Genomic DNA, 15,049 nt, shown 5'->3' on the forward strand with positions numbered 1-15,049 from the left:
GCCGTAGGGCCTCGGGAATCCGGGGGCCCCGGCACGGCTATCCTGCCTCCGCCGCCGGTGATCACCGGCGGCGGAGGCAGTGTCGTGCGACGGGGAGACCATGGACTACCGGATCGAGCGGATCGGGCGCGCGGACTGGCAGCGCCTGCGGAAGGTGCGGCTGGCCCAACTCCTCGACACGCCCCTGGCCTTCGGCGAGACCCACGAGGACGCGAGCCGCCACGGCGAGGGCGAGTGGATGGCCCGGTGCGGCTGGGTCAACGAGCCCGACCGCCTCGGCCTGGTCGCGGTGGACGCCGCGGGGGAGTGGGTCGCCACCATGCTGTCCGTCCCGAACCGGAGCCAACCCGGCGCGCTCGACCTGATCGGCGTCTGGGTGGACCCGGCGCACCGCGGCCGGGGCCGCGGCGTCGCCGATGCCCTGCTGGACGCGGTGCTCGCCTGGGCGCGGGTCCGGGGCGCCGGGCGGATGCTGCTCGGGGTGCACGAGGCGAACCCCCGCGCCGCCGCCTTCTACCTGCGGCGCGGGTTCGCCTACACGGGACAGGAGACGCCGTACGTGCTGGACGCCTCGGCGCGGATCCTGGAGATGGCGCTCCCGCTCGACCGGGCGGGAGCGGATCGGCCCCGGTAGGGCCCGGCCCGGGCGCGGCTCGGCCCAGGTGCCCGGGTGCCCAGGTACGGCTCAGCCCAGGTACTGGGCCAGCGCCTCGCCGGTCAATGTGGAGCGGGCGGCGACCAGGTCGGCCGGGGTGCCCTCGAAGACCACCCGCCCGCCGTCGTGGCCGGCCCCCGGACCGAGGTCGATGATCCAGTCGGCGTGCGCCATCACCGCCGGGTGGTGCTCGATCACGATCACCGACTTGCCGGACTCGACCAGCCGGTCCAGCAGCCCGAGCAACTGCTCGACATCGGCCAGGTGCAGCCCGGTGGTCGGCTCGTCCAGCACGTAGACGCCGCCCTTGTCCGCCATGTGCGTGGCCAGCTTGAGCCGCTGCCGCTCGCCGCCGGACAGCGTGGTGAGCGGCTGGCCCAGGCTGACGTAGCCGAGCCCGACGTCGGCGAGCCGCTCCAGGACGCGGTGCGCGGCCGGGAGCTTCGCCTCGCCCGAGCCGAAGAACTCCTCCGCCTCCGTCACCGACATCGCCAGCACCTCGGCGATGTCCCGCCCGCCCAGGCGGTACTCCAGCACCGCCGGCTGGTACCGCTTGCCCTCGCAGTCCTCGCAGGTGGTGGCCACCCCGGCCATCATCGCCAGGTCGGTGAAGACCACCCCGGCGCCGTTGCAGGTCGGGCAGGCGCCCTCGGAGTTGGCGCTGAACAGGGCCGGCTTCACGCCGTTGGCCTTGGCGAAGGCCTTGCGGACCGGTTCGAGCAGACCGGTGTAGGTGGCCGGGTTGCTGCGCCGGGAGCCCTTGATCGCCCCCTGGTCGACGGAGACCACGCCCTCCTCGCGCGGGATCGAGCCGTGGATCAGCGAGCTCTTGCCGGAGCCCGCCACCCCGGTCACCACCGTGAGCACCCCGAGCGGGACGTCCACGTCCACGTCCCGTAGGTTGTGGGTGCCCGCGCCGCGGATCTCCAGCTTCCCGGTGGGCTTGCGGACGTCCTCCCGCAGCGCCGTCCGGTCGGACAGGTGACGGCCGGTCACCGTGCCACTGGTGCGCAGCCCCGGCACGTCGCCCTCGTAGCAGACCGTGCCGCCGGCCGTGCCCGCCCCGGGGCCGAGGTCGACCACGTGGTCGGCGATCGCGATGGTCTGCGGCTTGTGCTCCACCACCAGCACCGTGTTGCCCTTGTCCCGCAGGCGCAGCAGCAGCCGGTTCATCCGGTCGATGTCGTGCGGGTGCAGGCCGGTGGTGGGCTCGTCGAAGACATAGGTGGTGTCGGTGAGCGAGGAGCCGAGGTGGCGGATCATCTTGACCCGTTGGGCCTCGCCGCCGGAGAGGGTGCCGGAGGGGCGGTCGAGCGAGAGGTAGCCGAGGCCGATCTCCACGAAGGAGTCCAGGGCCTGCCGGAGCGTGCCGAGCAGCGGCGCCACCGAGGGCTCGTCGAGGTCGCGGACCCAGGCGGCGAGGTCGCTGATCTGCATCGCGCAGGCGTCGGCGATGCTGATCCCGGCGATCCGGGAGGAGCGGGCGGCCGCGCTGAGCCGGGTGCCCTCGCAGTCGGGGCAGGAGGTGAAGGTGACGGCCCGCTCCACGAAGGCCCGGATGTGCGGCTGCAGCGCGTCCTTGTCCTTGGACAGCATCGACTTCTGGATCTTGGGGATCAGGCCCTCGTAGGTGAGGTTGACGCCGTTGACCTTGACCTTGGTCGGCTCCCGGTACAGGAAGTCCCGCATCTCCTGCTCGGTGAACTCGCGGATCGGCTTGTCCGGGTCGAGGAAGCCCGAGTTGGCGTAGACGCCGACCGTCCACCAGCTGTCGGTCTTCCAGCCGGGGATGGTGAACGCGCCCTCGGAGATCGACTTGCCGTCGTCGTACAGCTGGGTGAGGTCGATGTCCGAGACGGTGCCGCGGCCCTCGCAGCGCGGGCACATGCCGCCGGTGATGCTGAAACTGCGCTGCTCCTTGACCGTCCTGCCGGCGCGCTCGACGGTGACGGCGCCGGCGCCGCTGATCGAGGGCACGTTGAAGGAGAAGGCCTTGGGGGAGCCGATGTGCGGGGTGCCGAGCCGGCTGAAGAGGATGCGCAGCATCGCGTTGGCGTCGGTGGCGGTGCCGACGGTGGAGCGCGGGTCGGCGCCCATCCGCTGCTGGTCGACGATGATCGCGGTGGTCAGGCCTTCGAGGACGTCCACCTCGGGGCGGGCCAGGGTGGGCATGAAGCCCTGGACGAAGGCGCTGTACGTCTCGTTGATCAGCCGCTGGGACTCGGCGGCGACGGTGTCGAAGACCAGCGAACTCTTGCCGGAGCCGGACACCCCGGTGAACACCGTCAGCCGGCGCTTGGGGATGTCGACGCTGACGTCCTTGAGGTTGTTCTCCCGCGCGCCGTGCACGCGGATCAGGTCATGGCTGTCGGCGAGGTGCGGCTGCGCGTCCGTCCGCTCGGTCATCGTTCTCTTCGCTCCCTGGCTCTCGGCGGTCTGTGGAGGGGCCTGCTGGGCGGGCCCGCCCCGCGGCCGCCGTCGGTGTGCTCGAACCGTTCGATCCAACCATCGATCCGGCCGGGACCGAACGGGTTTCGGGTGCGGCCGACGAGGGGCGGGGCGGGCCCGGTGCCCGCGGGTGTCCGGCTCAGCCCAGTTCGTTGAAGCGGACCATGTTGCCCGCCGGGTCGCGGAACGCGCAGTCGCGGACGCCGTACGGCTGCTTGGCCGGCTCCTGGACCAGCTCGGCGCCGCCGGACTTCAGCCGGTCGTAGACGCCGTCCAGGTCGCGGGTGCCCAGGACGACCCGGGCGAAGGTGCCCTTGGCCATCATCTCGGTGATGGTCCGCTGCTCCTCCTCGGTGCGGCCCGGGTCGGCGGACGCCGGCTCCAGCACCAGGGAGACGTCGGGCTGGCCGGCGGGGCCGACGGTGATCCAGCGCATCGGGCCGCCGCCGACGTCGCTGCGCACCTCGAAGCCCAGCAGATCACGGTAGAAGGCGAGGGAGGCCTCGGGGTCGGTGTGGGGGAGGAAGGTCCAGTGAATGGTGATGTCGCTCATGACTGCAACGCTAGGCGCGCACCCCGGCCGGGCGCTTCTCGAATCCTGATCGGTCCGGGCGGCCGCGAAATCTCCTCGGGGGAAGCGGCCGTGCCGGCCGCGGCCCCAGGGGGAGGGGCTGCGGCCGGCACGGCCGGAACGGGTCCTGAAACGGGTTCTGAACAGGTCCTAGCAGTCGGGGATGGTGGTCCCGTTGTTGTCCTTGGCCACGTCGCTGCCCCACCGGGACAGGTAGTAGGCGGACACCCACTGGCCGGCGGGGCCGCCGTCCGAGTCGGTCTTCAGCCACCAGTGGTTGTAGCCGGCGCCGCCGGAGACCTCGCGGCCCCAGGCCTTGCAGTAGACGTAGTTGGTCCCCTGGTACAGCGTCCCGGTGGCGTTGGTGGAGGTCGGCGAGGCGTAGACGTTCGCGGTGGCGTTGGTGTCCACCCAGTACTTGCCGGTGGCGGGCGGGGTGCCGCCGCCCGGGCAGTCGGGGATGGTGGTGCCGTTGTTGTCCTTGGCCACGTCGCTGCCCCACCGGGACAGGTAGAACGCGGACACCCACTGGCCGCCGGGGCCGCTGTCCGGGTCGGTCTTCAGCCACCAGTGGTTGTAGCCGGCGCCGCCGGAGACCTCGCGGCCCCAGGCCTTGCAGTAGACGTAGTTCGTGCCCCGGTACAGCGTTCCCGTGCTCGTGGTGGAGGTCGGGGAGCCGTACACCGGCGCGTTGGCGTTGGTGTCCACCCAGTACTGGCCGCTGTTCGACGGAGGCGGGGTGGTGGGCGGCGTCGTCGGGGAGGTGCTGCCGGGGCCGTACAGCCGGATCGCGCCGTAGTAGTCGCCGTGCGAGGAGAGCGCCGCCACCTGGACGTAGCCGCCGGAGTAGGGGGCCTCGACGATCCAGCCCTGCCCGAGGTACATCGCGACGTGGTGGATGGTGGAGGCGGTGTTGCCGAAGTACACCAGGTCGCCGGGGAGCAGCGGTGCGGTCCCGTCCGCCCGGTAGTAGCGGGCGACCGCCCGGGAGGTCGGCCACTGGGTCCGGGTGGTGCCGTTGATGACGTCCGCGCCGACCGCCAGGTCGTAGGCGTAGCGGACCATGCCGGAGCAGTCCAGGCCGCGGACGTTGCAGTCGTTGGGGGCGCCGTTGGCGGGGTCGCAGAGGCCGTACGTCGGACCGGGCTGCGAGCCGTGGCCGCCGCCCCACGAGTACGGGGTGCCTATCAGCCCGCAGGCGGAGCGGACGGCGGCGGTCGCCTGCGGCGCCGCGCCGGTGGAGAGCACCCCGCAGGCGGGTGCCGCCTGAGCGGCTCCGGCCCCGGCGAAGAACACGCCGACCGACACCAGCACCGACAGCAGAGCCGCCCACCGCAGGGGGGCGACCAGCCACCGCGACAGAAGGTTTACGCGCGTAGTCATGGTCGCGAATCTTTCCGGAGGCGCTGACTCCGGGTCAATGGTTCGGCGGCACACGGATCCTGGGGTTCCGGTAGTTGCCGGTTCGCTGGTCACGGGCGCGGAAACCGGCAACTGCGCGGCAGGCGGCGAGGGCGTTGCCGGGTGATCCGCCGAGGGCCGGGGCCCGTCGCGCCCGCGGAAGTCGCGGGGGAAATACGACAGAGGATGTCGGGTTCTGCGGAGACAGTGGGGTCACCGGCCGGCGCCGTGACGTCGCCGGCCGGGACGACCCACGGAAAGACGCACGGAACTCGCACGGAAGAAGGACCCCCATGCGCGAAACACCCGACGAGCTGCGCCGGCTCCAGGCCCTCCTCGACACCTCGCTCTCCCGCTCCACGGCGCACCTGCGGTCGATCATCAACAGCGAGCGCACCCTCACCGCCGGGCAGCTCACCGGCGTGCTCACCGGCATGTGCACGCTCGCGCTGTCCACCGTGACGGCCAAGGGCGAGCCCCGGATCAGCGGCGTGGACGGGCACTTCCTGCACGGCATGTGGCACTTCGGCACCGCCCGGGGCGCCGCCAAGGCGCGGCACCTCGCCGCCCGGCCCGCCGCCAGCGCCGCGCACCTGCGCGGGGAGGACCTGGGCGTGTTCACCCACGGCACCGTGGAGGTCCTCAACCCCCACGACGGCGAGCCGGCCGCGGACTGGCCGGACCTGCTCGCGTACTTCCGGGACTTCTACGGCGCCGACGCCTTCGACTGGGACAACGACGTGGTCTACTACCGGCTGCGCCCGCACTGGATGGCCGCGTTCGCCCCCGACCTCGCCAAGGTCGGCGAGGTCGGCGAGGTCGGCGAGGTCGCCGAGGCCGGCGAGCTCGCCGGGAAGGCGGACGAGGAGTGACCCCGCGCGCGGAGGGCGCGTCCGTCCCGGCCCCGCCCGTCCCGGCCCCGCCCGTGGACGGCCCGGTGCGTCGGGACACCATCGACGTCGTGGGCGCCCGCACCAACAACCTGCGCGACGTCTCCGTCAGCATCCCCAAGGGCCGGCTCGTCGCCTTCACCGGCGTCAGCGGCAGCGGCAAGACCTCGCTCGCCGTCGACACCCTGCACAGCGAGGCCCAACTGCGGTACCTGGAAGGCCTTTCGCCGTTCGTCCGCCAGTACATCACCCAGCGCAACCGCCCCAAGGTCGACCGGATCCTCGGTCTCGGCGCCACGCTCGCGGTCGACCAGCGCCGCCTCAACCGCAACCCCCGCTCCACCGTCGCCACCATCACCGGGATCGACGGACACCTCGGCCTGCTCTTCTCACGCCTCCCGGGGCTCGGCCCGGCACCGCACACGGACACGGATGCGGACACCGGCCCGGCTCCGGAAACCGCCGTCGAGCTGCCGACCACCGCCCACTTCGACCGCCACACCCCCGAAGGCGGCTGCCCGGACTGCCACGGCGCCGGCGGACGGCGCCGGGCCCACGAGGACCTCGTCATCACCCGCCCCGACCTCCCCCTCCTCGAAGGCGCCTCGCCCTGGTTCGCCAAGTGGCGCTCCGGCGAGCACGTCTTCGTCCCCGCCCTCGCCGCCCGGCGCGGCGTGGACCTGGCACGGCCCTGGCAGTCGCTGCCCGAGACGTTCCGGCACGAGGTCCTGTACGGCACCGGGGACGAGGCCGTCGAGGCCACCGTCGACATCCCGAACCGCCACGAGACCGCGCGGATGACGTACACCTCCAGCCAACCGCTGCGCGGCGCGCTCGCCGAGGTGGAACGGGTCTTCGGCAACGCGCGGACGGCCGAGGCCAAACAGCGCTACCTGCCGTACCTGCGCGAGGACCCCTGCGGCACCTGCCACGGCAGTGGATTCGCCCCGCTCGCCCGGTCCGTCCGCCTCGGCGGCCTGACGTACCCCGAGCTGCTGGAGGTGGACGTCCGCGAGGTCCGCCGCTGGGCCGGGCACCTCGCCGAGACCCTCGACCCCCGGCAGCGCACCGTCGGCGAGCCCCTGGTGCAGGACCTCGAACGCCGCCTGCGCCTCCTGGACCGGCTCGGCCTGGCCCACCTGCGGCTCTCCCGAGGCGCCGCCACCCTGTCCGGCGGTGAGCTGCAGCGCACCCGGCTCGTCGCCCAGCTCGGAACCGAACTGAGCGACGTCGTCTTCGTCCTGGACGAACCCGGCGCCGGACTGCACCCGGCGGACAAGAAACACCTCCTCGACATCGCCCTGGAGCTGCGTGCCGCCGGCAACACCGTCCTGCTCGTCGAGCACGACCCCGAACTGATCGCCCGCGCCGACTGGATCGTCGACCTCGGCCCCGGCGCGGGCCGCCTCGGCGGCGAGGTCCTGGTCTCCGGCCCGCCCGCCCTGGCGGCCGCCGACCCCGCCTCCGCCACCGGGCGGTACCTGGCCGGCCGGGGGCCGCGGCTGCGCCGCACCCCGCGCCCGGTCGACGACGGCACCGCCCGGGTGGAACTGCACGGCCTGCGCGCCCACACCGCCGCCGCGGAGCTGCTGCGCATCCCCGTCGGGCGGCTCACCTGCCTGACCGGGGTCAGCGGCAGCGGCAAGAGCAGCGTCCTCGGCGCGCTCGCCGGGAGCGTGGCGGCCGCCCTCAGAGGCACCGCCGCCGACACCGTGCGCGCGGTGACCGGACACGACGGCTTCGGCTGGGTCGCCGTGGTCGACCAGGAACCCCTCGGGCGCACACCGCGGTCCAACCCCGCCACCTACAGCAAGGCCTTCGACATCATCCGCAGGCTCTTCGCCGCCACCGACACGGCCCGCGCGCGCGGCGTCGACGCCTCCTGGTTCAGCTTCAACACCGCCGGCGGGCGCTGCGAGATCTGCGCCGGGCACGGCCGCAGGCTCGTCGACATGCACTTCCTCCCGGACATGTGGGTGGTCTGCGACACCTGCGACGGCCGGCGCTACGGGCCCGGGGTCCTGGACATCACCTACCGGGGGCTCTCCGTCGACCAGGTGCTGGAGCTGACCGTCGCCGAGGCCGGGGAGGTCTTCACCGAGCCCCGGCAGCTCGCGGAGATCCTCTCCGCGCTCGACCGGGTCGGGCTCGGGTACCTCCGGCTCGGCCAGAGCGCCACCGAACTGTCCGGCGGCGAGGCCCAGCGCCTCAAACTCGCCGCCGCGATCCAGCGCGGGGCGGCGAGCCGCCGGGCCGGCCTGGTCGTCCTCGACGAACCCGTCTCGGGCCTCCACCCGTCCGACGTCCAGCGGGTCGTGGACGCGCTCGACCTGCTGCTCGACTCCGGCAACACCGTCGTCGTGGCCGAACACGACATCCCCGTCGCCGCCTCCGCGGACTGGGTGATCGACCTCGGGCCGGGAGCCGGCCCGGACGGCGGCGCGGTGGTCGCCCAGGGCACCCCCGACACCGTCGCCGGTGCGGACACGGCCACCGCCGGATACCTCCGCCGGTACGCGGCGGGCCTGCCCCTGCTGGACGCCGCGGACGGCGCCGAGCGCTGACGGGCGGCTCCCGCGCTCGGCCCGCCCGGGGCCGGGGCGGCTCGCGGCGCCGTCCGCGGAACCGGGGCGGGTCAACGGCTCTCCCCCCGGGGCGGGCGGGCTCGCGGTGTCGCGCCGGGCCCGGGGCGGGTCCACGGCGCCGGGCCCGGCGAGAATGGTGCCGGCGCCGCCGCGGGACCACAGGCGCACCACGACGACGGACGAGGGGAGGGGGCGACGTGCGGGCGAGCCGGGCCATCGCGCTGCTGCTGCTCCTCCAGTCCCGGCGGGAGATGACCGCCGCGGAACTCGCGGTCGAGCTGGAGGTCTCCGAGCGCACCGTGCAGCGGGACGTCGCCGCCCTCGTCGAGGCCGGGGTGCCGGTGTACGCCGAACGCGGCCGGGGTGGCGGCTACCGACTGGTCGACGGCTACCGCACCCGCCTCACCGGCCTCGAACGCGCGGAGGCGGAAGTCCTGCACCTGGCCGGCCTCCCGGGCCCGCTGCGCGACATGGGCCTGGCCGGGCGGGCCCTGGCCGCCCGGCTGAAGGTCGCCGCCGCGCTCGGCGACGCCCCCGCGGCCGCCGTCCAGCGGTTCCACCTCGACGCACCGGCCTGGTTCCGCGAGGCCGGGACGCCCGCGCTGCTCGCCGAGGTGTCGCGCGCGGTGTGGGAGGACCGCGTGCTCCACGCCCGCTACGCGGCGCGCGGCGGCACCCGGGACCGGCGGCTGGAGCCGTACGGTCTGGTCCTGAAGGCCGGGCAGTGGTACGCCGTGGCGCGCGGGCCCTCCGGCCGGTTCGGCTCGTACCGCGTGGACCGCTTCGAGACCGCCGAGGCCGGCGAGGAACGGTTCGAACGCGACCCGGAGTTCGACCTCGCCGAGCACTGGGCCGCGGCGGCACGGGAGTTCACCCGCGCCATGCTGCGCGAACGGGCCCTGGTGCGCCTGAGCCCGTTCGCCGTGGAGAACCTCGCCGCCCTGCTGGAACCGACCGCCGCCGCCGACGCCCTCGCCACCGCGGGCCCGCCGGACGCCGACGGCTGGGTCACCGTGACCCTGCCGGTCGAGAGCTGGGACATCGGCTGCTTGGAACTCCTCCGCCTCGGCCCGGAGGCCGAGGTCCTCCAGCCACCCGAATTCCGCGCCCGCCTCGCCGAGGCCACCCGCCGCGCCGCCGCCCTCTACACCTGACCGGCCGCCCCCCGGGGAAGCGCCCGGCCGGCCGTGGCCGACCGTGACCGCGGCCGACGGGCGTCCGTTCAGCCGTCGTTCTTGATGATCTTCATGGTCAGGTGCGAGTCGACCCGGGCGACGGCCGGCAGCCCCATGAGCCGGGCCGTGAGGAAGCCCTCGTAGGTGGCGTGGTCGGCGACCGCGACGCGGATGAAGTAGTCGGGGCGGCCGAAGAGCCGACGGAACTCGACCACCTCCTCGTAGGAGGCCACCGTCGACTCGAACTCCTCCACCGTCTGCAGGTCGTTGACGCCGATCTCGACCGCGACCACCACCTCGAACCCCCGGCCGGCGGCCGCCGGGTCGATCCGGGCGCGGTATCCGGCGATGACCCCGGCCTCTTCCAACCGCTTGACCCGGCGAAGGCAGGGCGGCGGCGTGAGGCCGACCCGTCTGGCCAGTTCGACGTTGGTCAGCCGACCGTCCTGGCGCAGGTGGAACAAAATTTCACGATCGATGGAATCCAGCATTTCTTTATTACTCACAGTGCGACTCCAGGGCAATAATTGGAAACCATATTACCGGGAATCCGGCCTAGAATTGCCCCATGAATTCCGCCCCCGGCGGGACGCTCGCCCGTCCCGTTCCGCCCCCCGCGCTTGCCGCCGAAACGAACCCCGCCGAAACGAACCCCGCCGAAACGAACGCCGCCGAAACGAACCCCGCCGCGCCGACCGCCCGGAACGACCTGGCAGCCGCGCTCCGGGACTCCGGCTCCGTCGGCCTGGGCCTGTTCCCGCTCGGCATCGCGTTCGGCGTGCTCGTCGTCCACGCGGGACTGAGCTGGTGGTGGGCCACCGCCTTCACCGCGCTGGTCTACGCCGGGTCGCTGGAGTTCCTGCTGATCGGGCTCGTCGTCGCGGTCGCCCCGCTCGCGCAGATCGCCCTGACGGCGTTCCTGGTGAATTTCCGGCACGTCTTCTACGCCCTGTCCTTCCCGCTGCACCGGGTCCGCGGCCGGTTCGGCCGGGCGTACAGCACCTTCGCCATGACGGACGAGGCCTACGCCCTGACCACCGGGCGGCAGGCGCGCTCCTGGAGCGGGCGGCGCATCATCTGGCTCCAGGTGCTCTGCCAGCTCTACTGGGTCGGCGGCGCCACCGCCGGCGCGCTGTTCGGGGCGCTGGTGCCCGCCCGGCTGGTCGGCCTGGACTTCGCGCTCACCGCGCTGTTCGTCGTGCTCGCCGTCGATGCCTACCGGGCCCGGCGCGACGTCCCCACCCCCGCGCTGGCCCTGGTCTGCGCACTCGCCGCGCGCTTCCTGTTCCCCGGCCAGATGCTGCTCGCCGCCACCGCGCTGTTCACCGCCGGGCTGCTGGCCCGGCGCGCCCTCACCCGGCCCCGCACCCCCGCCCCGAAGGAGCCGACCGGTGCCTGACGCGCCCTACCTGCTCGCCGCCATCGGCGTGTCGGCCGCCGTCACCTGGGGCCTGCGCGCGCTGCCATTCGCCGCCCTCGCCCCGCTGCGGGCCAGCGCCGTGCTGCGCCACCTGAGCGAGCGGATGCCGGTCGGCGTGATGGTGATCCTCACCGTCTACGCCCTGCGCGACCTCCCCCTCGCCAGCCCGCCGCGGGCCGCCCCCACCGTCCTCGCCCTGGCCGCCACTCTCGGTCTGCACCTGTGGCGGCGCAACGCCGTCCTGAGCATCCTGGGCGGCACCGCCGTCCACGTCGCCCTCGCCAGCACGGTCTTCGCCCACCCCTGAGCACGGCCGCACCCCGGCCGCACCCGCCGTAGGAGTGTTCGCGGCGGGCGAGGGGGCGGGCGGGGGAGCGGGTGCCGGGGCGGAACCGGTCGGGCTCGACCAGGGCGGTCCGGCCGGCAGGTGTGCCCCGTCGTGGCGAGCACATTCCCAGAAAACAAGCAAGCATGATTGCTTTTTTCTGTCGACGGTGCCACGCTGCTGCCCGGTGGCGCCCGACCGAGGGCGCGCCCAACTCACCGGCAGGGGAGGCGCCTTGGTGCGCGACGGCACGGTACTGCGGATCGGCAACGCCTCGGGGTTCTACGGGGACCGCTTCGCCGCGATGCGGGAGATGCTCACCGGCGGGCCGCTGGACGTGCTCACCGGGGACTACCTGGCCGAGCTGACGATGCTGATCCTCGCCCGGGACCGGCTGAAGGACCCGTCGCTCGGCTACGCCCGGACCTTCCTGCGCCAGATGGAGGAGTGCCTAGGCCTGGCCCGCGAACGCGGCGTGAAGATCGTGGTCAACGCGGGCGGCCTCAACCCGGCCCGGCTCGCCGAGGAGCTGCGGGCGCTGGCGGGGCGGCTCGGGGTCGAGACGGCCGTCGGCCATGTCGAGGGCGACGACCTGCTTCCGCGCCGGGCCGAACTCGGCCTGCCGGACGGTCTGCTGGCCGCCAACGCCTACCTCGGCGGGTTCGGCATCGCCGCCTGCCTGGCCGCCGGCGCCGACGTGGTGGTGACCGGCCGGGTGACGGACGCGGCACTGGTCGCCGGCCCCGGGATCGCCCACTTCGGCTGGACCCCGGAGGACCTGGACGCCCTGGCCGGCGCCGTGGTGGCCGGGCACGTCCTGGAGTGCGGCGCCCAGGCGACCGGCGGCAACTACGCCTTCTTCCGCGAGCACGACGTCACCCGGCCCGGCTTCCCGCTCGCCGAACTGCGCGCCGACGGCTCCAGCGTGATCACCAAGCACCCGGGCACCGGCGGCGCCGTCACCACCGGCACCGTCACCGCCCAACTCCTGTACGAGACCGGCGGACCGCGCTACCTCGGCCCGGACGTCACGGCCCGGCTGGACAGCGTGCGGCTCACCAGGGAGGGCCCGGACCGGGTCCGGATCGACGGCGTGCGCGGCGAGGCCCCGCCGCCCACCCTGAAGGCGGGCCTCAACCGGCTCGGCGGCCACCTCAACGAGGTGGTGTTCGTCCTCACCGGCCTGGACATCGAGGCCAAGGCCGACCTGGTGCGGAGGCAGTTCGCCGACGCCCTGCCGCCCGGCGCCCGGCCCGCCGAACTGCGCTGGACCCTGGCCCGCACCGACCACCCGGACGCCCCGACCGAGGAGGGCGCCTCCGCCCTGCTGCGGCTGGCCGCCCGCGACCCGGACCCGGCCAAGGTCGGACGCGAACTCGGCAAGGCGGCCGTCGAGTTGGGTCTCGCCGGGTACCCGGGCTTCCACCTCACCGCCCCGCCCGGACCGGGCGCGCCGTACGGCGTGTTCAGTGCCGCGCACGTCGACGCGAAGGCCGTCGAGCACACCGCCGTGCTGCCGGACGGCCGCCGGATCGCCGTACCGCCGGCGCCCGTCACCACCGGGGCCCAACAGCCCCACCAGACCCGCCCGGTGGAGGACGAGCTGCCCGAACCGCTGCCGGCCGGCCCCACCCGGCAGGCCCCGCTCGGCCTGGTGGCCGGCGCCCGCAGCGGCGACAAGGGCGGGGACGCCAACCTCGGTGTCTGGGCCCGCTCCGCGGACGGCTGGCGCTGGCTGGCGCACGCCCTCACCGTCGAGCGGCTGCGCGAACTCCTGCCGGAGACAGCCGGGTTGAGCGTCACCCGGCACGTTCTGCCGAACCTGCGCGCGGTCAACTTCACCCTCACCGGTCTGCTCGGCGAGGGCGTCGCCGCCCGGCACCGCTTCGACCCGCAGGCCAAGGCCCTCGGGGAGTGGCTGCGCTCGCGCCACCTCGACATCCCGACCCTGCTCCTGGACAGCCCGGAGGCCCCGCTGTGACCGTCCTGACCACCCGTGTCGACCCGGCCGGGCCCGATCACGCCGAGCACCGCGCCGCGATGGTCGCCAAGCTCGCCGAACTCGACGCCGAGCACGCCAAGGCGCTGGCGGGCGGCGGCCCCAGGTACGTGGAACGCCACCGCAAGCGCGGCAAGCTGCCGGTCCGCGAGCGGATCGAGCTGCTGATCGACCCGGACTCCCCGTTCCTGGAGCTGTCCCCGCTGGCCGCGTGGGGCAGCGACTACCCGGTGGGCGCGGCCCTGGTCACAGGGATCGGCACGATCGAGGGCGTGGAGTGCGTGATCACCGCCAACGACCCGACGGTGCGCGGCGGCGCCAGCAACCCCTGGACCCTGCGAAAGGCCCTGCGGGCCAACGAGATCGCGCTGAACAACCGCCTCCCGCTGGTCAACCTGGTCGAGTCGGGCGGCGCCGACCTGCCCAGCCAGAAGGAGATCTTCATCCCCGGCGGCGCCCTCTTCCGCGACCTCACCCGGCTGTCCGCCGCCGGAATCCCCACCGTGGCGGTGGTGTTCGGCAATTCGACGGCCGGCGGCGCCTACGTGCCGGGCATGTCCGACCACACCGTGCTGGTCAAGGAGCGCGCCAAGGTGTTCCTCGGCGGCCCGCCGCTGGTGAGGATGGCCACCGGCGAGGAGGCCGACGACGAGTCGCTGGGCGGCGCCGAGATGCACGCCCGCGTCTCCGGCCTGGCCGACCACTTCGCGGTGGACGAGGCGGACGCGCTGCGGATCGCCCGCCGGATCGTCGCCCGGCTCGACCACCGCAAGCCCGGCCCCGGCCCGGACCGGCTCGCCGAACCGCCCGCGTACGACGAGGAGGAGCTGCTCGGGATCGTCCCCGGCGACCTCAAGGTGCCCTTCGACCCGCGCGAGGTGATCGCCCGGATCGTCGACGGCTCCGACTTCGACGAGTTCAAGCCGCTCTACGGCACCAGCCTGGCCACCGGCTGGGCCCGCCTCCACGGCTACCCGGTCGGCGTCCTGGCCAACGCCCAGGGCGTGCTGTTCAGCCAGGAGTCCCAGAAGGCCGCCCAGTTCATCCAGCTGGCCAACCAGCGGGACACCCCGCTGCTCTTCCTGCACAACACCACCGGCTACATGGTCGGCAGGGACTACGAGCAGGGCGGCATCATCAAGCACGGCGCGATGATGATCAACGCGGTCGCCAACTCGAAGGTCCCGCACCTGTCGGTCCTGATGGGCGCCTCGTACGGGGCCGGCCACTACGGCATGTGCGGGCGGGCCTTCGAGCCGCGGTTCCTGTTCGCCTGGCCGAGCGCCAAGTCCGCGGTGATGGGCCCGCAGCAGCTCGCCGGCGTGCTGTCGATCGTCGCCCGGCAGTCCGCCGCGGCGAAGGGACAGCCCTACGACGAGGACGCGGACGCGGCGATCCGGGCGATGGTCGAGCAGCAGATCGAGGCCGAGTCGCTGCCGGTGTTCCTCTCCGGCCGGCTCTACGACGACGGCGTGATCGACCCGCGCGACACCCGGACGGTGCTCGGCCTGTGCCTGTCCGCGATCCACAACGCGCCGGTCGAGGGCGCGCGCGGCTACGGCGTCTTCCGACTGTAAAGG

12 protein-coding genes are annotated in these 15,049 nt (G+C 73.8%); 8 read left to right on the forward strand and 4 right to left on the reverse strand.

Annotation, left to right across the window (positions count from 1 at the left end; genetic code table 11):
* Positions 1–100 precede the first annotated feature (100 nt).
* On the forward strand, positions 101–634 hold the full coding sequence (locus tag ACFVVA_RS08500; RefSeq protein ID WP_359915054.1) for a GNAT family N-acetyltransferase: 534 nt from the start codon (positions 101–103) through the stop codon (positions 632–634).
* Between the two features lie 51 nt (positions 635–685).
* Here the strand turns inward: ACFVVA_RS08500 and ACFVVA_RS08505 are convergent, their stop codons facing one another.
* The 3 genes from ACFVVA_RS08505 to ACFVVA_RS08515 form a co-directional block, all read right to left on the reverse strand.
* Entirely contained in the window at positions 686–3,061 is a 2,376-nt protein-coding gene (locus ACFVVA_RS08505) for an ATP-binding cassette domain-containing protein (protein ID WP_387687053.1), read from the reverse strand.
* A 181-nt stretch (positions 3,062–3,242) separates the two neighbouring features.
* Positions 3,243–3,656, reverse strand: a complete 414-nt coding sequence (locus tag ACFVVA_RS08510; RefSeq protein ID WP_387687056.1) for a VOC family protein — start codon at positions 3,654–3,656, stop codon at positions 3,243–3,245.
* A gap of 168 nt (positions 3,657–3,824) precedes the next feature.
* Positions 3,825–5,057: a C40 family peptidase gene (locus ACFVVA_RS08515; protein ID WP_387687058.1), complete on the reverse strand. Its 1,233-nt coding sequence runs from the start codon at positions 5,055–5,057 to the stop codon at positions 3,825–3,827.
* Between the two features lie 311 nt (positions 5,058–5,368).
* Here ACFVVA_RS08515 and ACFVVA_RS08520 point away from each other — a divergent pair, with 311 nt between their 5' ends.
* The 3 genes from ACFVVA_RS08520 (at position 5,369) to ACFVVA_RS08530 (ending at position 9,704) form a co-directional block, all read left to right on the forward strand.
* Positions 5,369–5,947 carry a pyridoxamine 5'-phosphate oxidase family protein gene (locus ACFVVA_RS08520; protein WP_387687060.1) on the forward strand — a complete coding sequence of 193 codons (579 nt, stop codon included), beginning with the start codon at positions 5,369–5,371 and terminating at the stop codon, positions 5,945–5,947.
* A complete protein-coding gene (locus tag ACFVVA_RS08525; RefSeq protein ID WP_387687062.1) occupies positions 5,944–8,529 on the forward strand; it encodes an excinuclease ABC subunit UvrA in 2,586 nt (861 codons plus the stop codon). The genes ACFVVA_RS08520 and ACFVVA_RS08525 overlap by 4 nt, the downstream gene beginning before the upstream one ends.
* Before the next feature lie 218 nt (positions 8,530–8,747).
* A complete protein-coding gene (locus ACFVVA_RS08530) occupies positions 8,748–9,704 on the forward strand; it encodes a helix-turn-helix transcriptional regulator (RefSeq protein ID WP_387687064.1) in 957 nt (318 codons plus the stop codon).
* 68 nt (positions 9,705–9,772) lie between these two features.
* On the opposite strand, the gene ACFVVA_RS08535 is transcribed toward ACFVVA_RS08530, so the two are convergent.
* Positions 9,773–10,216, reverse strand: coding sequence for an Lrp/AsnC family transcriptional regulator (locus ACFVVA_RS08535; protein ID WP_387687066.1), 444 nt, complete (start codon positions 10,214–10,216; stop codon positions 9,773–9,775).
* Between the two features lie 218 nt (positions 10,217–10,434).
* On the opposite strand from ACFVVA_RS08535, the gene ACFVVA_RS08540 reads away from it, so the two are divergent.
* The 4 genes from ACFVVA_RS08540 to ACFVVA_RS08555 all read left to right on the forward strand — a co-directional run bounded on the left by ACFVVA_RS08540 (position 10,435) and on the right by ACFVVA_RS08555 (position 15,046).
* Positions 10,435–11,124 (forward strand): AzlC family ABC transporter permease, encoded by a 690-nt coding sequence (locus tag ACFVVA_RS08540; RefSeq protein WP_387687394.1) that lies wholly within the window; start codon positions 10,435–10,437, stop codon positions 11,122–11,124.
* Positions 11,117–11,452 carry a branched-chain amino acid transporter permease gene (locus ACFVVA_RS08545; RefSeq protein WP_387687068.1) on the forward strand — a complete coding sequence of 112 codons (336 nt, stop codon included), beginning with the start codon at positions 11,117–11,119 and terminating at the stop codon, positions 11,450–11,452. Before ACFVVA_RS08540 ends, ACFVVA_RS08545 begins: the two co-directional genes overlap by 8 nt.
* Positions 11,453–11,774: 322 nt before the next feature.
* The gene (locus tag ACFVVA_RS08550; RefSeq protein WP_387687397.1) at positions 11,775–13,451 is read left to right on the forward strand and encodes an acyclic terpene utilization AtuA family protein; all 1,677 of its coding nucleotides are present in this window, start codon (positions 11,775–11,777) and stop codon (positions 13,449–13,451) included.
* A complete protein-coding gene (locus ACFVVA_RS08555) occupies positions 13,448–15,046 on the forward strand; it encodes an acyl-CoA carboxylase subunit beta (protein ID WP_387687070.1) in 1,599 nt (532 codons plus the stop codon). Before ACFVVA_RS08550 ends, ACFVVA_RS08555 begins: the two co-directional genes overlap by 4 nt.
* Positions 15,047–15,049: the final 3 nt, after the last annotated feature.

It is taken from the genome of Kitasatospora sp. NPDC058048 (assembly GCF_042885555.1).
GTDB classification, from domain to species: Bacteria; Actinomycetota; Actinomycetes; order Streptomycetales; family Streptomycetaceae; genus Kitasatospora; species Kitasatospora lactacystinica.